Origin of the sequence: Streptomyces rectiverticillatus, assembly GCF_013394065.1 — a bacterium.
Classification (GTDB): domain Bacteria; phylum Actinomycetota; class Actinomycetes; order Streptomycetales; family Streptomycetaceae; genus Streptomyces; species Streptomyces rectiverticillatus.
Window position 1 is genome coordinate 5,212,821 of sequence record NZ_CP040752.1, and the last position, 19,793, is coordinate 5,232,613.

The following is a 19,793-nucleotide window of genomic DNA, read 5'->3' on the forward strand; positions in this document are numbered from 1 at the left end:
CCTGCCTGCAAGGACGTCCGGACACTCCGGGCACTCTCTTCCGGCGCCGCGGTGATCAGCCCCCACCGGCTTACCCGGCGGCCCCGGAGCGACCTTGACCACGGCGCCCCGGAAAGCGTTTAGCAGGCACTGCGCCCCGCGCCATAGGATTGGGCGCACAACCCGCCCAGAATCCGTCACAACCCCTGAGGATCGCCGCATGCCTGGCATCACGCGCGAGGAGGTAGCCCACCTCGCCCGGCTGGCACGTCTGGAGCTCAAGGACGAAGAGCTCGAGCACTTCGCCGGCCAGCTCGACGACATCATCGGCGCGGTCGCCCGCGTCTCCGAGGTCGCCGAGCAGGACGTCCCCCCGACGTCCCACCCGCTGCCGCTGACCAACGTCATGCGCCCGGACGAGGTCCGTCCGTCGCTGACCCCGCAGGAGGCGCTCTCCGGCGCCCCCGCCCAGGAGCAGCAGCGTTTTAAGGTGCCGCAGATCCTGGGGGAGGACTAGTCAGCCATGACGGACATCAACATCATCAAGCTCACCGCCTCCGAGATCGCGGAGAAGATCGCCTCCGGCGAGCTCACCGCCGTCCAGGTCACCGAGGCCCACCTGGCCCGCATCGACGCCGTCGACGAGAAGGTGCACGCCTTCCTCCACGTGGACCGCGAGGGTGCCCTCGCCCAGGCCCGCGAGGTCGACGCCAAGCGCGAGCGCGGCGAGAAGCTCGGCCCGCTGGCCGGCGTCCCGCTGGCGCTGAAGGACATCTTCACCACCAAGGGGATCCCGACCACGGTCGGCTCGAAGATCCTCGAAGGCTGGATCCCGCCGTACGACGCGACGCTCACCAAGCGCCTGAAGGACGCCGACGTCGTCATCCTCGGCAAGACCAACATGGACGAGTTCGCGATGGGCTCCTCCACGGAGAACAGCGCCTACGGCCCCACCGGCAACCCCTGGGACCTGACCAAGATCCCCGGCGGCTCCGGCGGCGGCTCCAGCGCGGCGCTCGCCGCGTACCAGGCCCCCCTGGCCATCGGCACGGACACCGGCGGCTCGATCCGCCAGCCCGCCGCCGTGACCGGCACCGTCGGCGTCAAGCCGACCTACGGCTCGGTCTCGCGCTACGGCATGGTGGCCTTCTCCTCCTCCCTCGACCAGGGCGGCCCCTGCGCCCGTACGGTCCTGGACGCGGCCCTGCTGCACGAGGTGATCGCCGGCCACGACCCGATGGACTCCACGTCCATCGACGCCCCGGTCCCGCCGGTCGTCGAGGCCGCGCGCAGCGGCAGCGTGCAGGGCATGCGCGTCGGCGTCGTCAAGCAGTTCCGCGGCGAGGGCTACCAGGCCGGCGTCGTGCAGCGCTTCGACGAGTCCGTCGAGCTGCTTAAGGAGCTGGGCGCCGAGATCGTCGAGCTGGACTGCCCGTCCTTCGACCTGGCCCTGGCCGCGTACTACCTGATCGCGCCGTCCGAGTGCTCCTCGAACCTGGCCCGCTTCGACGGCCTGCGCTACGGCCTGCGCGCCGGGGACGACGGCACCCGCTCCGCCGAGGACGTCACCGCCCTCACCCGCGAGGCCGGCTTCGGCCCCGAGGTCAAGCGCCGCGTCATGCTCGGCACGTACGCCCTGAGCTCGGGCTACTACGACGCCTACTACGGCTCGGCGCAGAAGGTCCGCACGCTCATCACGCGCGACTTCGAGAAGGCCTTCGAGCAGGTCGACGTGATCGTCTCGCCGACCACCCCGACCACCGCCTTCGCGATCGGCGAGCGCGCCGACGACCCGATGGCGATGTACCTCGCGGACCTGTGCACCATCCCGACCAACCTGGCCGGCAACGCGGCCATGTCGCTGCCCTGCGGCCTGGCGCCCGAGGACAACCTGCCGGTCGGTCTGCAGATCATCGCTCCCGCCCTGAAGGACGACCGGCTCTACAAGGTCGGTGCCGCGGTCGAGGCCGCGTTCACCGCCCGCTGGGGTCACCACCTGCTCGAGGAGGCACCGTCGCTGTGAGTGCAGAAGTGAGCAAGGCGAGCGCTCTGAAGAAGGCCAAGGGCTTCAAGAAGTCCAAGCCCGGCACGTATCTGTCGATCGGCACCACGCTGTTCGGCGCCGTCAGCGTGATCAAGCAGGCGAAGAAGGCGCGCGGCGAGCAGGACACGCTCCAGCTGGTCGACGCGATCGTCTCCGCGGCGGCCATCGCCACCGGCGTCGCGCTGCTGGTGCGCGAGCTGCGCCGGATGAACAGCGACGACGTCCTCGCGGACTGAGCCAGGACCTGAGAGGTTAGTTTTCCGTGACCGTCACTGAACTGGTGTCGTACGAGGACGCGCTGGCTTCCTACGACCCCGTCATGGGCCTGGAGGTCCATGTCGAGCTCGGCACCAAGACGAAGATGTTCTGCGGCTGCTCCACGGAGCTGGGCGCGGACCCCAACACCCAGACCTGCCCGGTCTGCCTCGGCATGCCCGGCGCCCTGCCGGTGGTCAACGCCACCGGCGTCGAGTCCGCCATCAAGATCGGCCTCGCGCTGCACTGCGAGATCGCCGAGTGGTGCCGCTTCGCCCGGAAGAACTACTTCTATCCGGACATGCCGAAGAACTTCCAGACCTCCCAGTACGACGAGCCGATCGCCTTCAACGGCTACCTCGACGTGCAGCTGGAGGACGGCGAGGTCTTCCGCGTGGAGATCGAGCGCGCCCACATGGAGGAGGACACCGGCAAGTCCACCCACGTGGGCGGTGCCACCGGCCGCATCCACGGCGCCCAGCACTCCCTGCTGGACTACAACCGTGCCGGCATCCCGCTGATCGAGATCGTCACCAAGCCGATCGAGGGCGCGGGCGAGCGGGCCCCGGAGGTCGCCAAGGCCTACGTGGCCGAGCTGCGCGAGCTCATCAAGGCGCTGGACGTCTCCGAGGCCCGGATGGAGATGGGCCAGATGCGCTGCGACGTCAACCTGTCGCTGCGCCCGAACGGCACCGAGAAGTTCGGCACCCGCTCCGAGACCAAGAACGTCAACTCGCTGCGCTCCGTCGAGCGCGCGGTGCGCTTCGAGGTCCAGCGGCACGCCTCTGTCCTCTCGGCCGGCGGCACGATCGTGCAGGAGACCCGCCACTTCCACGAGGAGGACGGGTCGACCACGTCCGGCCGCATCAAGGAAGAGGCCGAGGACTACCGCTACTTCCCCGAGCCGGACCTGGTGCCGGTGGCCCCCTCCCGCGAGTGGGTCGAGGAGCTGCGGGCGGGCCTGCCCGAGCTGCCGCGCGTGCGCCGCAACCGCCTGCGCGAGCAGTGGGGCGTCACCGAGCACGACATGCAGTCGATCCTCAACGCGGGCGCGGTCGACCTGATCGTCGCCACCGTCGAGGCCGGTGCCGACTCCGCCGCCGCCCGCAAGTGGTGGATGGGCGAGCTGGCCCGCAGCGCCAACGAGTCCGGTACGGACCTCGCGGCGCTGGCGATCACCCCGGCGCAGGTCGCCCGGGTGGCGGCGCTCGTCGCCGAGGGCTCGCTCAACGACAAGCTGGCCCGCCAGGTCATCGAGGGCGTGCTCGCGGGCGAGGGCGACCCGGACGCGGTCGTCGAGAAGCGCGGCCTGAAGGTCGTCTCCGACGACAGCGCCCTGGGTGCCGCCGTGGACGAGGCCATCGCTGCCAACGCCGCCATCGCGGACAAGATCCGCGGCGGCAAGGTCGCGGCGGCGGGTGCGCTGGTCGGCGCGGTCATGAAGGCCACGCGCGGCCAGGCCGACGCGGCCCGTGTCCGGGAGCTCATCTTGGAGCGCCTCGGCGTCGAGGGCTGACCGGCTGGGGGCTGACCGGCTGAGAGCCGATCGCCCCCGGGCCGATCAGCTGCTCTTCGGCAGCGTTCTGCGACACCTCATGGCCGCCCCTTTTTGAAGGGGCGGCCATTGTCTGTCCGGGAATGGTCCGGGATTGGCTGGTTTCCTTCGGTCTATGGCCTTCGTGTCCCCCGTCCGGCATGATCCCGACTGCGGGCCCACCGTGTGCCCGCATCAGGAATCTGGGGGTTGGCACATGAGACGGTTGAGCAGGACGCTGGCTGCACTCACGCTGGCGGGCGCCGGCCTGCTGGTCGCGACGGTCCCGGCCGGCGCGGCCACGGAGGCGGCGGCCACGGTGAAGTGCGAGGCGGGCTGGGGGAGCCTGCCCAAGGTCAGCACGGACACGGCGTACCGCCCGCTGCTGGACATCCGGGCCGGCCGGCACGAGTGCTACGACCGCCTGGTCTTCGACGTCCAGGGCATCGGCGACCGCCCGATCGGCTACCGCGTGGAGTACGTGGACCAGCTGCGCCAGGACGGCTCCGGCGACGTGATCCCGGTCGGCGGCGGCGCGATCCTGGCCGTCCGCGTGGCCGCTCCGAGCTACGACCCGAGCACCGGCGAGCCGCGCTACCCCGGCCGCGCCGGACAGCCGCTGACCGGCGTGGACCTCACCGGCTTCCGCACCTTCCAGGACACCCGCTTCGCCGGCAGCTTCGAGGGCGACACCCTGATCGGCCTCGGCGTCCGCGCACGGCTGCCCTACCGGGTCTTCCAGGAACGCAACCGCATCGTCGTGGACGTCGCCCACACCTGGTAGGCCCTGCCACCTGGTAGTCCCCGCGCCGAGCCTGCGGTCCCCGCGCCGGGCGGTCCTTGGCGGCCCCGGTGTGGGGTGGGCCACAAAGCGGACAAAGGATCTTTTTCCGCTGCCACAGTGGTTCGGCAAGGGGCCCCCACCGCGCCTCTCGCGCTGCGGGGTCCCAGGCCCAGCAGCTCATGCGCTCGGAAATGCACGGGGCAGTTCTCCCGGCGGGATCGACGCGACGACCGGGAAGCAGCCCGAATGACCTCACTCGCCCGATGGTGCCTGCGCCGTCGTTTCGCCGTGATCGTGCTGTGGATCGTGGCCCTCGCGGGCACCGCCGCGGCCGCGACCCTGACCGGCCCGGTGTACTCCAACGACTACGCCGTCCCCGGCACCGAGGCCGCCCGCGCGGGCGCGCTCCTGGAAGCGGGCTTCCCGGGCCGGGGCGGCGACGACACCATCGTCTGGCACACCGACCGGGGCACCGTGCGCGCCGCTGCGGTCGAGCAGCGCATGACCGAGACCCTGCGCGACGTCGCGGCCCTGCCCGGCGTCGAGTCCGTCAGCGGCCCGTACAGCGGCCCCGACGGCGCCGCCAGGATCAGCCCCGACGGGCACACCGCGTACGCCTCCGTCACCTTCACCTCGCCCGGCGACCCCGGCAAGGAGCTGGTGCACCAGGTCGTCGAGACGGCCCGGTCCGCGGCGGACGGCGATCTGGAGGTCGCCCTCGGCGGCACCGGCATCGCCACCGGGGAGGCCCCGAGCGGCCACCTCAGCGAGATCATCGGCATCGCCGTCGCCGCCGTCGTGCTCTTCGTCGTCTTCGGCTCGCTGGCCGCGAGCCTGCTGCCGATCGCCACGGCCCTCGTGGGCGTGGGCACCGCCTACATGGGCACCCAGCTGCTCGGCCACGTCATGACCGTCGCCGACTTCGCGCCCATGCTCGGCACCCTCATCGGACTCGGCGTGGGCATCGACTACGCCCTGTTCATCGTCACCCGGCACCGCAAGGGCCTGCGGGCGGGGCTGCCCGTGGCCGTCGCGGCCGAGCGGGCCGTCGCCACCACCGGCCGCGCCGTCGTCTTCGCGGGCGGCACCGTGTGCGTCGCCCTGCTGGGCATGCTCATCCTGCGGCTGAGCTTCCTCAACGGGGTCGCCCTCGCCGCCTCGCTCACCGTCGTCCTCACCGTCGCCGCCTCGATCACGCTGCTGCCCGCGCTCCTCGGGGTCATCGGCGACCGCGCCCTCAGCCGCCGCGAGCGCCGCCGCCTCGCGGACAGCGGCCCCCGCCCGGAGCTGCCCACCGGACTGGCCGCCCGCTGGTCGGCGTTCGTGGAGCGCCACCCCAAGCTGCTGGGCGCCGTGGCCGCCGCCGTCATGCTGGTGCTCGCGCTGCCCACGTTCTCCCTCCACCTGGGCACCTCCGACCAGGGCAACAACCCGGCCTCGTCCACCACACGGCAGGCGTACGACATGCTCGGCCGCGGCTTCGGGCCCGGCGTCAACGGCCCCCTGACGCTCGTGGCCGACCTCGACAGCGCCGCCGACCGGCTCGCCTTCACCGAGATCCCGGACGCCCTGCGGCACACCGAGGGCGTCGCCTCCGCCTCGCCCGCCCAGGTGAACCCCAGCGGCGACACGGGCGTCATCAGCGTCGTCCCCACCACCTCCCCGCAGTCGCGCGACACCAGCGACCTCGTGGACCGGCTGCGCGGCACCGTACTGCCGAAGGCGACCGCCGGTACCGGCGTGGACGTCCAGGTCGGCGGCATGACCGCGAGCTACGACGACTTCGCCGGCATCATCCTCGGCAAGCTGCCGCTCTTCGTCGGCACCGTCGTCGGCCTGGGCTGCCTGCTGCTCCTGCTGGCCTTCCGCAGCATCGGCATCCCCCTGAAGGCCGCGGTGATGAACATCGCCGCCGTCGCCTCGTCCTTCGGCATCGTCGTCGCGATCTTCCAGTGGGGCTGGGGCGCCGAGTTCCTCGGCCTCGGCGGCGCCGGGCCGATAGAGCCCTTCCTGCCCGTCGTCATGGTCTCCGTCCTCTTCGGCCTGTCCATGGACTACCAGGTCTTCCTGGTCAGCCGGATGTACGAGGAGTGGCTCGCCACGCGCGACAACACCCGCGCCGTGCGCGTCGGCCTCGCCGAGACCAGCCGCGTCATCAACTCCGCGGCGGTGATCATGATCTCGGTCTTCCTCGCCTTCGTCCTCAGCGGAGACCGCGTCATCGCGATGTTCGGCATCGGCCTCGCGGCGGCCGTCGCCCTCGACGCCTTCGTGCTGCGCACGCTGCTCGTCCCGGCCCTTATGCACATGCTGGGCGGCGCCAACTGGTGGCTGCCGGCGTGGCTGGAGCGCCGCCTGCCCCGGATCAGCATCGAGCCGCCGGAGCCGGTGGACGCACCGGAGCCGGTGGACGGGGCCCGGGAGCCCCTCCCGGTCAGTCCCGAGAGGAGCCTTGCCGGGGCGGGCGTATGACCACGTGGCCCGAGTCGAGGTCGACCGGGCCGCGCGCGGGGTCGCCGTCACCGACGTCCTCGCGGGTCAGTTCGAGGCGATTCTGCTCCTCGTCGGTGTGCTTCCGGCCCGGTGCGAACAGTTCCTCGAACACGTTGAACATCTTCAACTCCCGTCGCCGCACTGTCCGTCCAGTCTAGGCGGATGCATGTACGGTCCCGGCAAAGGTGTGCGCCGTGATGCGTCAGCTCACTTCGAGCCGCAGGATCCGGTCGTCCTCGCCGCCGGGCTTCCCGCGCCCGTCGGTGTTGCTCGTCGTCAGCCACAGCCCGCCGTCGTCGGTGGCCAGCACCGTGCGCAGCCGCCCGTACTCGCCCTTCAGGAACGCCTGGGGGCCGGCCACCGGCTTCGTGCCGTCCAGCGGGATCCGCCACAGGCGCTCGCCGCGCAGGCCCGCCATCCACAGCGATCCCTTGGCGAAGGCGAGTCCGCTGGGGGAGGCGTCGGAGGTCTTCCACTGCTCGACGGGGTCGGTGTAGCCGGAGCGGCCCGCCTTGCCCTCGACGACGGGCCAGCCGTAGTTTCCGCCCGGCCGGATCAGGTTGAGCTCGTCCCAGGTGTTCTGGCCGAACTCCGACGCCCACAGGCGCTTGCCCGCGTCCCAGGCCAGGCCCTGCACGTTGCGGTGGCCGTAGGAGTAGACCACCGAGTTCTCCTCGGGGTTGCCGTACGCGGGGCGGCCGTCCGGGGTCATGCGGAGGATCTTCCCGCCGAGGGACTTCTTGTCCTGGGAGAGGTCGCGCTCCCCGCCCTCGCCCGTCCCGGCGTAGAGCATCCGGTCGGGGCCGAAGGCGATGCGACCGCCGTTGTGGACGGTGCCCTTGGGGATGCCCCGGAGGACCGTGTCGGGCGCCCCCAGCCGCTGCCCCGCGGGCTTGCGCTCGTCGTAGCGCAGGCGTGCGATGCGGTTGTCCGAATCGGTGGTGAAGTACGCGTACACCAGGCGGTCGGTGGCGAAGCCGGGCGATACCGCCAGGCCCAGCAGGCCGCCCTCGCCGCCCTTGACGACGCCGGGCACCTCGCCCACCTCGCTCTGCGCACCGTCCTTGACCGCCACCCGGGCGATCTTTCCGGTGTCGCGGGAGGCGACCAGGAGGTCGCCCCCGGGGAGCGCCGCGACGCCCCACGGCGAGCCCAGCTTCGCGGTGAGCGTCCGGACGACCTTGACCGAGCCCTTGGCGGGCGCCGGCGGGGCCGAAGGGGTGCGCGAAGAGGCCTCTTCACCGGGCGACTTGGCCGCCGAGCCCTGCCGCGGGCCCTCGCCCGGGAAGCCGTCCTCGCTCGAACAGCCCGCGACGCCGAGCACGCCGAGCAGCGCGGCGGCGGCCAGCGCGGCGGCGGTACGGGCACTACGTCGGTGCACGGTGCGGTTCCTCTCGCCGGGCGGGTTCTCGTTCAACCGGCACTGTCCCACAGGAGGCGGGCGGATCTCCGTGGAGGCGCGGCCCGGAAGCCGGCCGGCACTGCGGCGCCGCCGGACGGCCGTGCCGTGGTTTTGGATGCGCCCGCAGGCGTGACGCTAGTCCCAGGAACCCATCGCCCGCGGCAGTGCCGCTATCTCCGCGAAGTCCTCGGCGGTGAGCCGGAGCCGCGCCGCCGCGGCGTTCTGCACCGCCCACACCGGCTTCTTCGTGCCCGGTACGGGTATCACGTGCCGGCCCTGCGCCAGCACCCAGGCCAGGGCGACCTGCGCGGCCGTCGCGTCGTGGCGCAGCGCGACCCGGCGCAGCCCCGCCACGATCGGCTGGTTGGCGGCCATCATCTCGGCGGTGAAGCGCGGGTGGCGCGCCCGGAGGTCCTCCGGCTCGAAGCCCTGCCCCGGCGTGAGCGTGCCACTGAGGAAACCATTCCCCAGGGGCATGGCGGCCAGCATGCCGACGCCCCGGGAGGCACACCAGGGCACCAGCGCATCGAGCGCCTCCCGGGACCACACCGACAACTCCACCTCCACACAGCTCACCGGGAACACCTGTTGCACCCGTTCCAGCTGCCGGATGGTCGCGTCGTACAGCCCCGCGCGCGACCGGCGGTGCGTGCGCGCGCCGATCGCACACCAGCCCAGCGCCCGCACCTTGCCCGCGGAGACCAGCTCCGCCATCGCCCCCCAGGTCTCCTCGACCGGCACCTCGGGGTCGGGCCGGTGCAGCTGGTAGACGTCGATCACGTCGGTCTGCAGCCGGCGCAGCGAGGCGTCGCAGGCCCGCTTCACATAGCCCGGGCGGCCGTTGGCGACGATGTGGCTGTCGCCCACCAGCAGCCCGCACTTGGTCGACACGAAGGCCTCGGAGCGCCTCTCCCGCAACACCCGCCCCACCAGCAGCTCGTTGGTGAACGGCCCGTACATGTCCGCGGTGTCCAGCAGGGTCGTGCCCGCGTCGAGCGCCGCGTGCACCGTGCGCAGCGCACCCTGCCCGCTCCGCTGGGAGGCGCTGTATCCCCAGTGCATGGGCATGCACCCCAGGCCGATCGCGCCCACTTCGAGCGCCGCCGCACCGATATTCCTGCGCTCCACCGGCCGTACCCCTCCCGTTCCTCGCCCCCAAACTAACCTCTGCCGCGCCGGCCCGATCGCATAGCCTCCAGGCATGAGTGCAGATGACAGCGGTTCCGCCCGCCCCCTGGTCTGGCTGCCCTTCCCGCCCGAGCGGATCGAAGGGCTCCCGGAGGGCCTCGACTACGTCTTCTGGGACGGCGGACCGGACTACCCGACCGACCCCGCCCGCTGCGACTTCTACGCGGTCCCGTACGTCACCGACCCCGAGCCGTGCCTGCGCCCGCTGCCCGCCATGACGCGCGTACGGGTCGTGCAGGCGCTCACCGCGGGCGTGGAGCACCTGCTGCCCGCCGTGGAGCGGCTGCCGAAGGGCGCCGTGCTGTGCAACGCCCGCGGACTGCACGACGCGAGCACCGCCGAACTCGCCCTGGCCCTCACCCTCGCCTCGCTGCGCGACATCCCCGGCTTCGTGCACGCGCAGGACGCGGGGGAGTGGCGGCAGGGTTTCCGGCCCGCGCTGGCCGACAAGTCGGTGCTCATTGTGGGTTACGGTTCGATCGGCAGCGCCATTGAGGACCGGCTCGTGCCCTTCGAGTGCGCGCGGGTCACACGCGTCGCACGCTCCGCGCGGGACAGTGCGCGCGGTCCCGTGCATCCGATCGCCGCCCTGCCCGGCTTGCTGCCCGGCGCCGACGTCGTGATTCTCGCGACCCCGCTCACCGACGAGACCCGCGGGCTCGTCAACGCCGGTTTCCTGGCGCGGATGAAGGACGGGGCGCTGCTGGTGAACGTGGCGCGCGGTGCCGTCGTCGACACCAAAGCCCTTCTGGCCGAACTGGACGCAGGTCGGCTGCGTGCCGCACTGGACGTCACGGACCCCGAGCCGCTGCCACCCGGGCACCCCCTGTGGAGCGCTCCGGGGGTGCTGATCACCCCCCATGTGGGTGGGCCCTCTTCGGCCTTTCTGCCGCGCGCCGAGCGGCTGCTGCGTGATCAGCTGGCCAGATTCGCCCTGGACGCGCCACTGCAAAATGTCGTAGTCATCGCCCGCTAGTTACCACGTAGAGGTACCGTTCGACTGCACTCAGTGTCCATAACCCCGTGGCTGATTACGCTATGTATATGAGCTATGTCCCTGAGTGACGAGTCTGGTGTATCGTCCGGACGGGGGCTGCGGCGTGCACAGGAACGGCCGCAGCGAGGACCGGAACTCGAGGGGGGCGACGGGCGATGCACGGCCAATGGACGATCAACCCGACGCGGCTCACGCACCGACCACGACCGCACCGCGCACCGCGACCGCACTGCGTGGCGACGCTGCTCCTGTGGCTCCCATGGATCCCGCTGCTGCGGACGGCGGCGCGGTGAGCGCCCCAGGGGCGGCCCTGTCCCGCCCGTCCGGCGGCTCGGGCCCGGTCTCCCAGCTGCTGCTGGCCCTCGTCTGCGGCGGCTATGCCACGGGCGCGGCCTTCGGCTGGGGATCGAGCGAGCTCGCCTCCGCCATGGGCGACTTCGGCCTCGGCGGCGCGGCCGTCCTCGCCGCCGTCTCCTGCTTCTGGTACGGGCGCACGCACCGCACCCGGTTCCGGCTCGCCTGGTTCCTCTTCGCCGCGTCCTCGGCCATGGCCGGCCTCGGCAACGTTGTCTGGGGCTGGTACGAGGTCGTCCTGGACGCCCGCGTCCCGACGCCCTCCGTGGCCGACTTCTGCTTCCTGCTCTTCGCGCCGCCGGCCATCATCGGCCTGCTGGTCCTCGCCCGCCGCCCCGTCACCCGGGCCGGCTGGGTGTGCCTGGCCCTCGACGCCTGGCTCACCGGCGGTTCGCTGCTCACGCTCTCCTGGAGCCTCGCGCTCGCGCACACCGCCCACTTCGAGGGCGAGAGCGTCGCCCACGCCGCGCTCTCCCTGGCCTATCCGCTGCTGGACATCGCCCTGGTGTCCATGGTGCTGGCCCTGCACTTCCGGCGCTCGACCGCCAACCGCTCCGCCATCAACACCGCCATCGCGGCCCTCGCCCTGACGGTCCTGTGCGACGCCCTGTTCACCTCGCCGCTGCTGCGCTCGCACTACCGCTCCGGCCAGATCCTCGACGCCGGCTGGTTCGCGGGCTACATGCTCATGGCGTACGCCCCCTGGGTCGCGCGCGAGGACGGCGACGACGCCGCCCCGCCCCGCTCGGCCCAGCACCCGCACCACCCCAGCCGTCCCATCGCCGGCTCCCTCGCGGCCCTCACGCCGTACCTGGCCGCCGCCGTGTGCACCCTGGGCATCCTCTACAACGTCCTGGACGGCCACCAGGTCGACAAAGTCGTCCTGTTCACCGGCTGTACGGTCGTCCTGGCCCTGGTGATCCGCCAGGGCATCATGCTGCTGGACAACATCTCCCTCACCCAGGAACTGGCCCAGAAGGAGAACCACTTCCGCTCCCTCGTCCAGGGCTCCAGCGACGTGATCATGATCGCCGCGCCCACGGGCATACTGCGCTACGTCAGCCCGGCCGCCGCCGGGGTTTACGGGCGCGAGGCCGAAGACCTCGTCGGCTCCGAGCTGGCCTCGCTGATCCACCCGGAAGACCTGGGCAGAGTCGTCCACGAGGTGCGCCGCTTCCTCGCGGCGCCGCCCGCCGAGGAGCCCACCACCCGCATCGAGTGCCGCTTCCGCTCCGGCGGCGGCGAGTGGCTCAACGTTGAGTCCACCGTCAACCGCCACCACGGCGGCCTGATCTTCAACAGCCGCGACGTCACCGAGCGCGTCCGCCTCCAGGCCCAGCTCCAGCACACGGCCGAGCACGACCCGCTCACCGACCTGCCCAACCGCGCCCTGTTCACCAAGCGCGTCCAGCAGGCCCTCACCGGCCGCAGAGCGACCGACGCGGGCACCGCCGTGCTCTTCATCGACCTCGACGGCTTCAAGGCGGTGAACGACAGCGTCGGCCACCAAGCCGGCGACGAGCTGCTCGTCCAGGCGGCCCGTCGCCTCCAGGACTCCGTCCGTGCGGGCGACTCCACGGCCCGCTTCGGAGGCGACGAGTTCGCGGCGCTGATCATCGGCGACGGCACCCGCGACCCCGCCGCCCGCGAGTACCGCATCCACGAGATCGCCGACCGGCTGCGGATCACCCTCTCCCAGCCCTACCGCGTGGAAGGAGGCACCGAGGTCCGCGTCGCCGCCAGCATCGGCGTGGCCTTCGCCGAGCCCGGCACCACCCCGGGCGAGCTGATGCGCAACGCCGACCTCGCGATGTACCGCGCCAAGCAGGCCGGCAAGGGCCGCGTCGAGCTCTACGCACCGCAGATGCAGGCCGACGTGGTCCGCCGCGCCGAGCTCGCCACGCGGCTGCGCACCGCCCTGCACGAGGGCGAGTTCGCCCTGCTGCACCAGCCCGTCGTCGACCTGGGCACCGGCACGGTCACCGCGGTCGCCGCCCAGCCCCGCTGGCGCTCCGCCCAGGGAATACTGTTCACCCCTGCGGAGTACCTCCGCGTGGCCGAGAACGACCGGGGCGACGAGGCCGCCCGCATCGCCGAACTGGGCCGCTGGACGGTGGAGAAGGCCGTCGAGCAGGCCGCCCAGCGCTGCCGCGCCGGCCACCCCGTGCCCGTGTACGTCCGGCTGTCCGCCGCCCGGCTGATGGACAGGTCGCTGCCCGCCAAGAACCTGGAGGGGCTGCTGATCCGCCACGGGCTGCCCTCCGGCGCGCTCGTGCTGGAGCTGTCCGGAAGCGATCCCCGCGTGCCGCTGGACGAGCTGGAGCGGCGCCTGGCCGCCCTGCGCCGGATGGGCGTGCGGATCGCCCTCGACGGCTTCGGCAGCGGCTACGCCGCCATCAGCGCCCTGCGCCGGCTGCCCATCGACACCCTCAAGCTCGACCGGGGGCTGGTCGACGGCGTGGTGGAGTCCGCCCGGCTGCACAAGATCACCGCCGGGCTGCTGAGGATCGCCACCGACCTGGGCATGCAGTCCGTCGCCGACGGCGTCGACGTGCCCGAGCAGGCGCTCGCCCTGCGCGCGATGGGCTGTACCCACGCCCTGGGCGCCGCCTTCGCCGGGCCGCTCGACGAGCACCGCCTGCGGCACGCGCTGAACCTCGGGGCCTACCCCGTCCCGGCGCCGGTGGATGGCGCGAAAGCGTGGGTCGGAGGCGGTGTCCTGCCCGCAGGAGCAGTACCGTCCGCTACGCGATCCGGGTCCGCGGGGGGCGCCGGATCACTCGCCCATGCTCCATTGCGCTCAAATAATGAGACGCCCGTCCCACCCACTTGACACTTCCCAGGTGGCGGGTGGAGGGTCGGTTCCATGCGCACCCGAATTCTCGTACTTGGAAAGCGCGTCGGCTGAAGCAGGCCCTTTCACACGCCCTGCTGACCACACCGGCGCGCTCCCCTCGCTTGCCTCACGGCACGAGGGGTTTTTTGTTGCACTAGAACGTGACAGACCCACCCAAACCGACCTCCGCTCAACCAGTCGAACCCGTCGATCGAACCCGTCGAATCCTTCGAGAAGAGAATGTCGATGACCGAGCAGGCCACCGGGGCCCACCATCCGCAGCCGCGGGCCCGTAACGGCGCGGCGCACCAGCCCGCCACCGTCGAGCACGTCACGGGCGCGCAGTCCCTCATCCGCTCGCTGGAGGAGGTCGGTGCCGAGATCGTGTTCGGGATCCCGGGCGGGGCGATCCTCCCCGCGTACGACCCGATGATGGACTCCTCGAAGGTCCGCCACGTCCTGGTCCGCCACGAGCAGGGCGCCGGCCACGCCGCGACCGGATACGCCCAGGCCACGGGCAAGGTCGGCGTCTGCATGGCCACCTCCGGCCCCGGTGCCACCAACCTCGTCACGCCGATCGCCGACGCCCACATGGACTCCGTCCCGCTGGTCGCCATCACCGGCCAGGTCGCCTCCAAGGCGATCGGCACGGACGCCTTCCAGGAGGCGGACATCTGCGGCATCACCATGCCGATCACCAAGCACAACTGGCTGGTGACCGACCCCGCTGAGATCCCCCGCACCATCGCCGAGGCCTTCCACGTCGCGTCCACCGGACGCCCCGGCCCCGTGCTCGTCGACATCGCCAAGGACGCCCTGCAGGCGCAGACCACCTTCAGCTGGCCCCCGCACACCGACCTGCCCGGCTACCGCCCGGTCACCAAGCCGCACAGCAAGCAGATCCGCGAGGCCGCCAAGCTGATCAGCCAGGCAGCCCGCCCCGTGCTCTACGTCGGCGGCGGCGTCCTCAAGGCCCGCGCGACCGCCGAGCTGAAGGTCCTCGCCGAGCTGACCGGCGCCCCCGTCACCACCACCCTGATGGCACTCGGCGCCTTCCCCGACAGCCACCCGCAGCACCTGGGCATGCCCGGCATGCACGGCTCGGTCGCCGCCGTCACCGCCCTGCAGAAGGCCGACCTGATCATCGCCCTCGGCGCCCGCTTCGACGACCGCGTCACGGGCAAGCTGGACTCCTTCGCCCCGTACGCCAAGATCGTCCACGCCGACATCGACCCCGCGGAGATCGGCAAGAACCGCGCCGCCGACGTGCCGATCGTCGGTGACGCCCGCGAGGTCATCGCCGACCTGATCGTCGCCGTCCAGGCCGAGCACGCCGAGGGCCGCACGGGCGAGGCCGCCGGGACGGGATACGCGGCCTGGTGGCAGGACCTCAACCGCTGGCGCGACACCTACCCCCTCGGCTACGACCAGCCCGACGACGGCAGCCTCTCCCCGCAGCAGGTCATCCAGCGCATCGGGCAGCTCGCACCGAAGGACACCATCTACGCCGCGGGCGTCGGCCAGCACCAGATGTGGGCCGCCCACTTCATCGACTACGAGCAGCCCGCCACCTGGCTCAACTCCGGCGGCGCCGGGACGATGGGCTACGCCGTCCCCGCCGCGATGGGCGCCAAGGCCGGCATGCCCGAGCGCACCGTGTGGGCCATCGACGGCGACGGCTGCTTCCAGATGACCAATCAGGAACTGGTCACCTGCGCGCTCAACGACATCCCCGTCAAGGTCGCCATCATCAACAACGGCGCCCTCGGCATGGTCCGCCAGTGGCAGACCCTGTTCTACAACCAGCGCTACTCCAACACGGTGCTCCACACGGGCCCCGCCGTCTCCAACGGCGGCACCGCCACGGGCGCCGGCACCGAGCCCTGCGCAGGCACCCGCGTCCCGGACTTCGTCAAGCTCGCCGAGGCCATGGGCTGCGTCGGCATCCGCTGCGAGCGCCCGGACCAGCTCGACGCCGTCATCGAGAAGGCCAACGCCATCAACGACCGGCCCGTCGTGATCGACTTCATCGTCCACCAGGACGCCATGGTCTGGCCGATGGTCGCCGCAGGCACCTCCAACGACGAGATCCTCGCCGCGCGCGGAGTCCGCCCGGACTTCGGCGACACCGAGGACGACTGACGGACCGCCGACGACAGACGACAGAGGCCTGACGAGGAAGAGAACCTGATGACCAAGCACACGCTCTCCGTCCTGGTGGAGAACACCCCCGGCATCCTGACCCGGATCGCCGCCCTGTTCGCCCGCCGCGGCTTCAACATCGACTCCCTCGCCGTCGGGGTCACCGAACACCCGGACATCTCCCGCATCACGATCGTCGTCAACGTCGAGTCGCTGCCGCTGGAGCAGGTGACCAAGCAGCTCAACAAGCTCGTCAACGTGCTGAAGATCGTCGAGCTGGAGGACAGCGCGGCCATCCACCGCGAACTCGTCCTGGTGAAGGTCCGCGCCGACAACGAGACCCGCTCCCAGATCGTCGAGATCGTCCAGCTCTTCCGCGCCAAGACCGTCGACGTCTCCCCGGAGGCCGTCACCATCGAGGCGACCGGCGGCAGCGACAAGCTCGGCGCCATGCTCAAGATGCTGGAGCCCTTCGGCATCAAGGAGCTGGTGCAGTCCGGGACGATCGCCATAGGGCGCGGCGCCCGGTCCATCACGGACCGCAGCCTGCGCGCGCTCGACCGCTCGGCCTGAGGCCGGGCGCCCCGCACCCCTGCGGAACCCCGCACCCCTGCGGAACCCCGCACCCCTGCGGAACCCCGCACCCCCTGCGGATCCCTGCACCTCTGCGGGCCCCGCACCCCCTGCGGAACCCGGATCCCCGCACGGATCCGCATACCGAGACCCGAAATCTTCCGTCCGCCCGCCCGTCATACGGTGGGACGCACAACCGGAAAACCGGAAACAAGGAGAATCCCCAACGTGGCTGCCGAGCTCTTCTACGACAACGACGCCGACCTGTCCATCATCCAGGGCCGCAAGGTCGCGGTCCTCGGTTACGGCAGCCAGGGCCACGCCCACGCGCTGTCCCTGCGCGACTCGGGCGTCGACGTCCGCGTGGGCCTGCACGAGGGCTCCAAGTCCAAGCAGAAGGCCGAGGAGCAGGGCCTGCGCGTCGTTACCCCCGCCGAGGCCGCGGCCGAGGCCGACGTCATCATGATCCTCGTCCCGGACCCGATCCAGGCCAAGGTCTACGAGGAGTCCGTCAAGGAGCACCTCAAGGACGGCGACGCCCTCTTCTTCGGCCACGGCTTCAACATCCGCTTCGGCTTCATCAAGCCCCCGGCTGGCGTCGACGTCTGCATGGTCGCCCCCAAGGGCCCGGGCCACCTGGTCCGCCGCCAGTACGAGGAGGGCCGCGGCGTGCCGTGCATCGCGGCCGTCGAGCAGGACGCCTCCGGCAACGCCTTCGCGCTGGCGCTCTCCTACGCCAAGGCCATCGGCGGCACCCGCGCCGGCGTCATCAAGACCACCTTCACCGAGGAGACCGAGACCGACCTCTTCGGCGAGCAGGCCGTGCTGTGCGGCGGAGCGTCGGCGCTCGTCAAGGCGGGCTTCGAGACCCTGGTCGAGGCCGGCTACCAGCCGGAGATCGCGTACTTCGAGTGCCTCCACGAGCTCAAGCTGATCGTGGACCTGATGTACGAGGGCGGCCTGGAGAAGATGCGCTGGTCCGTCTCCGAGACCGCCGAGTGGGGCGACTACGTCACCGGCCCGCGCATCGTCAACGAGGGCACCAAGGCCGAGATGAAGAAGGTCCTCGGCGAGATCCAGGACGGCACCTTCGCCAACAACTGGATGAAGGAGTACCAGGCCGGCCTGCCCAAGTACAACGAGTACAAGAAGGCCGACGAGGACCACCTGCTGGAGACCACCGGCAAGAAGCTGCGCAAGCTGATGAGCTGGGTGGACGACAAGGAGTAGGCGCACCCCGCGCCGCCCGGGCGCCGGGCGGGCCGTGAAACCGGCCCGCCCGGCGGCCTGCCCGGCGCCTGTGGGCGAAGCTCGCGCGAGGGCGCGGCAACCGCCGATACACTGCACACCAACAAGCGCGTACCAGGCTCACAGCGTCGTGCGTCTTCCACGCGGCTGCCTGCCCCCTTCACCGCCTGCGGCCGTCGGGACGGCCGTCCGCAATGGACCAGTGAGGACTGAGGACTCCGTGAGCACTGTTTCGCCCCGCAAACCCGTCGTGCTGATCGCCGAGGAGCTCTCCCCGGCCACCGTCGACGCACTCGGCCCCGACTTCGAGATCCGGCACTGCAACGGCGCCGACCGCGCGGAGCTGCTGCCCGCCATCGCCGACGTCGACGCCGTACTCGTGCGCAGCGCCACGAAGGTCGACGCGCAGGCCATCGCCGCCGCGAAGAAGCTGCGGGTCGTCGCCCGCGCCGGCGTGGGCCTGGACAACGTCGACGTCTCCGCCGCCACCAAGGCCGGCGTGATGGTCGTGAACGCCCCGACCTCCAACATCGTCACCGCCGCCGAGCTCGCCTGCGGCCTGCTCATCGCCACCGCCCGCAACATCCCGCAGGCCAACTCCGCGCTGAAGAACGGCGAGTGGAAGCGCTCCAAGTACACCGGCGTCGAGCTGTCCGAGAAGACCCTCGGCGTCGTCGGCCTCGGCCGGATCGGCGTCCTCGTCGCGCAGCGGATGTCCGCGTTCGGGATGAAGGTCGTCGCCTACGACCCGTACGTCCAGCCCGCCCGCGCCGCCCAGATGGGCGTCAAGCTGCTGACGCTCGACGAGCTCCTCGAGGTCGCGGACTTCATCACCGTGCACCTGCCCAAGACGCCGGAGACGCTCGGGCTCATCGGCGACGAGGCCCTGCGCAAGGTCAGGCCCAGCGTCCGGATCGTCAACGCCGCGCGCGGCGGCATCGTGGACGAGACGGCGCTCGCCGCGGCGCTCAAGGAGGGCCGCGTCGCGGGCGCGGGCCTCGACGTCTACGCCTCGGAGCCGTGCACCGACTCCCCCCTCTTCGAGTTCGACAACGTGGTGGCCACCCCGCACCTCGGCGCCTCCACCGGCGAGGCCCAGGAGAAGGCCGGCATCGCCGTCGCCCGCTCGGTGCGGCTCGCCCTCGCCGGCGAGCTGGTGCCGGACGCGGTCAACGTCCAGGGCGGCGTCATCGCCGAGGACGTCAAGCCCGCCCTGCCGCTGGCCGAGAAGCTCGGCCGGATCTTCACGGCCCTGGCCGGCGAGGTCGCCGTCCGGCTCGACGTCGAGGTCTACGGCGAGCTCACCCAGTACGACGTCAAGGTCCTGGAGCTGTCCGCCCTCAAGGGCATCTTCGAGGACGTCGTCGACGAGACGGTCTCCTACGTCAACGCCCCGCTGTTCGCACAGGAGCGCGGCGTCGAGGTGCGGCTGACCACCAGCTCCGAGTCGGCCGAGCACCGCAACGTGGTGACCGTGCGCGGCACGCTGGCCGGGGGCGACGAGGTCTCCATCTCCGGCACCCTCGCCGGCCCGAAGAACCAGCAGAAGATCGTCGCCGTGGGCGAGCACGACGTGGACCTCACCCTCGCCGACCACATGGCCTTCTTCCGCTACGCCGACCGCCCCGGCGTCGTCGGCACCCTGGGCCGCATCCTCGGCGAGGCCGGCATCAACATCGCCGGCATGCAGGTCTCCCGCGCCACGGAGGGCGGCGAGGCGCTCGTCGCCCTCACGGTCGACGAGTCGGTCACCCCGGCGGTGCTGTCGGAGATCGCCGAGGAGATCGGCGCGGCGTCGGCCCGCGCGGTGAATCTGACGGACTGACGCACTGGCGGACTGAGGCACTGACGGACTGGCGGACTGACGGCCTCGGTCATCCCGTACGGGATGCCGGGGCTGCCGCCCTTACGCGGCAGGGGAGTTCAGCCTGCGGCCGCGGCGCGCCCATCGGCGGCGGGGCGCG

General features: G+C 71.7%; 15 protein-coding genes. 12 read left to right on the forward strand and 3 right to left on the reverse strand.

All coding sequences use genetic code 11. The features are described from left to right. The first annotated feature begins 199 nt into the window (after positions 1 to 199). The 6 genes from gatC to FGW37_RS22950 all read left to right on the forward strand — a co-directional run bounded on the left by gatC (position 200) and on the right by FGW37_RS22950 (position 7,068). Positions 200 to 496, forward strand: coding sequence for an Asp-tRNA(Asn)/Glu-tRNA(Gln) amidotransferase subunit GatC (gene gatC / locus FGW37_RS22925; RefSeq protein WP_030368121.1), 297 nt, complete (start codon positions 200 to 202; stop codon positions 494 to 496). A 6-nt stretch (positions 497 to 502) separates the two neighbouring features. Then, positions 503 to 2,002, forward strand: a complete 1,500-nt coding sequence (gatA, locus tag FGW37_RS22930; protein ID WP_179082773.1) for an Asp-tRNA(Asn)/Glu-tRNA(Gln) amidotransferase subunit GatA — start codon at positions 503 to 505, stop codon at positions 2,000 to 2,002. Continuing rightward, positions 1,999 to 2,259, forward strand: a complete 261-nt coding sequence (locus FGW37_RS22935; protein ID WP_246430511.1) for a hypothetical protein — start codon at positions 1,999 to 2,001, stop codon at positions 2,257 to 2,259. The genes gatA and FGW37_RS22935 overlap by 4 nt, the downstream gene beginning before the upstream one ends. Before the next feature lie 26 nt (positions 2,260 to 2,285). Continuing rightward, entirely contained in the window at positions 2,286 to 3,794 is a 1,509-nt protein-coding gene (gene gatB / locus FGW37_RS22940) for an Asp-tRNA(Asn)/Glu-tRNA(Gln) amidotransferase subunit GatB (protein ID WP_179082774.1), read from the forward strand. A 235-nt stretch (positions 3,795 to 4,029) separates the two neighbouring features. Next, the gene (locus FGW37_RS22945; RefSeq protein WP_179082775.1) at positions 4,030 to 4,596 is read left to right on the forward strand and encodes an AMIN-like domain-containing (lipo)protein; all 567 of its coding nucleotides are present in this window, start codon (positions 4,030 to 4,032) and stop codon (positions 4,594 to 4,596) included. Positions 4,597 to 4,842: 246 nt separating this feature from the next. Next, positions 4,843 to 7,068: an MMPL family transporter gene (locus FGW37_RS22950; RefSeq protein ID WP_179082776.1), complete on the forward strand. Its 2,226-nt coding sequence runs from the start codon at positions 4,843 to 4,845 to the stop codon at positions 7,066 to 7,068. Here the strand turns inward: FGW37_RS22950 and FGW37_RS22955 are convergent. The 3 genes from FGW37_RS22955 to FGW37_RS22965 all read right to left on the reverse strand — a co-directional run bounded on the left by FGW37_RS22955 (position 7,031) and on the right by FGW37_RS22965 (position 9,619). Then, positions 7,031 to 7,210: a DUF6191 domain-containing protein gene (locus tag FGW37_RS22955; protein WP_179082777.1), complete on the reverse strand. Its 180-nt coding sequence runs from the start codon at positions 7,208 to 7,210 to the stop codon at positions 7,031 to 7,033. The two genes, FGW37_RS22950 and FGW37_RS22955, sit on opposite strands and share 38 nt — an antisense overlap. An 81-nt stretch (positions 7,211 to 7,291) precedes the next feature. Then, positions 7,292 to 8,470, reverse strand: coding sequence for a PQQ-dependent sugar dehydrogenase (locus tag FGW37_RS22960; protein ID WP_179082778.1), 1,179 nt, complete (start codon positions 8,468 to 8,470; stop codon positions 7,292 to 7,294). A gap of 156 nt (positions 8,471 to 8,626) precedes the next feature. Continuing rightward, positions 8,627 to 9,619 (reverse strand): aldo/keto reductase, encoded by a 993-nt coding sequence (locus tag FGW37_RS22965; protein ID WP_179082779.1) that lies wholly within the window; start codon positions 9,617 to 9,619, stop codon positions 8,627 to 8,629. Positions 9,620 to 9,692: 73 nt separating this feature from the next. On the opposite strand from FGW37_RS22965, the gene FGW37_RS22970 reads away from it, so the two are divergent. The 6 genes from FGW37_RS22970 to serA all read left to right on the forward strand — a co-directional run bounded on the left by FGW37_RS22970 (position 9,693) and on the right by serA (position 19,654). Further along, the gene (locus FGW37_RS22970; protein WP_179082780.1) at positions 9,693 to 10,655 is read left to right on the forward strand and encodes a 2-hydroxyacid dehydrogenase; all 963 of its coding nucleotides are present in this window, start codon (positions 9,693 to 9,695) and stop codon (positions 10,653 to 10,655) included. Positions 10,656 to 10,935: 280 nt separating this feature from the next. Next, a complete protein-coding gene (locus tag FGW37_RS22975) occupies positions 10,936 to 13,863 on the forward strand; it encodes a putative bifunctional diguanylate cyclase/phosphodiesterase (protein WP_246430512.1) in 2,928 nt (975 codons plus the stop codon). Positions 13,864 to 14,112: 249 nt separating this feature from the next. Continuing rightward, complete coding sequence (locus tag FGW37_RS22980; protein ID WP_179082782.1) at positions 14,113 to 16,008, forward strand: acetolactate synthase large subunit; 1,896 nt, start codon at positions 14,113 to 14,115, stop codon at positions 16,006 to 16,008. 48 nt (positions 16,009 to 16,056) lie between these two features. Beyond that, on the forward strand, positions 16,057 to 16,581 hold the full coding sequence (gene ilvN, locus FGW37_RS22985) for an acetolactate synthase small subunit (protein WP_058046407.1): 525 nt from the start codon (positions 16,057 to 16,059) through the stop codon (positions 16,579 to 16,581). A gap of 228 nt (positions 16,582 to 16,809) precedes the next feature. Beyond that, positions 16,810 to 17,811 (forward strand): ketol-acid reductoisomerase, encoded by a 1,002-nt coding sequence (gene ilvC, locus FGW37_RS22990; RefSeq protein ID WP_168093834.1) that lies wholly within the window; start codon positions 16,810 to 16,812, stop codon positions 17,809 to 17,811. A gap of 238 nt (positions 17,812 to 18,049) precedes the next feature. Continuing rightward, on the forward strand, positions 18,050 to 19,654 hold the full coding sequence (gene serA, locus FGW37_RS22995) for a phosphoglycerate dehydrogenase (protein ID WP_179082783.1): 1,605 nt from the start codon (positions 18,050 to 18,052) through the stop codon (positions 19,652 to 19,654). The last annotated feature ends 139 nt before the right edge of the window (positions 19,655 to 19,793 follow it).

Excerpts from the sequence above, each read along its gene's own strand:
- gatC (WP_030368121.1), top strand. The coding sequence starts at position 200 with ATGCCTGGCATCACGCGCGAGGAGGTAGCCCACCTCGCCCGGCTGGCA.
- gatA (WP_179082773.1), top strand. The coding sequence starts at position 503 with ATGACGGACATCAACATCATCAAGCTCACCGCCTCCGAGATCGCGGAG.
- FGW37_RS22945 (WP_179082775.1), top strand. The coding sequence starts at position 4,030 with ATGAGACGGTTGAGCAGGACGCTGGCTGCACTCACGCTGGCGGGCGCC.
- FGW37_RS22950 (WP_179082776.1), top strand. The coding sequence starts at position 4,843 with ATGACCTCACTCGCCCGATGGTGCCTGCGCCGTCGTTTCGCCGTGATC.
- FGW37_RS22955 (WP_179082777.1), bottom strand. The coding sequence starts at position 7,210 with ATGTTCAACGTGTTCGAGGAACTGTTCGCACCGGGCCGGAAGCACACC.
- FGW37_RS22970 (WP_179082780.1), top strand. The coding sequence starts at position 9,693 with ATGAGTGCAGATGACAGCGGTTCCGCCCGCCCCCTGGTCTGGCTGCCC.
- FGW37_RS22975 (WP_246430512.1), top strand. The coding sequence starts at position 10,936 with ATGGATCCCGCTGCTGCGGACGGCGGCGCGGTGAGCGCCCCAGGGGCG.
- FGW37_RS22980 (WP_179082782.1), top strand. The coding sequence starts at position 14,113 with ATGACCGAGCAGGCCACCGGGGCCCACCATCCGCAGCCGCGGGCCCGT.
- ilvN (WP_058046407.1), top strand. The coding sequence starts at position 16,057 with ATGACCAAGCACACGCTCTCCGTCCTGGTGGAGAACACCCCCGGCATC.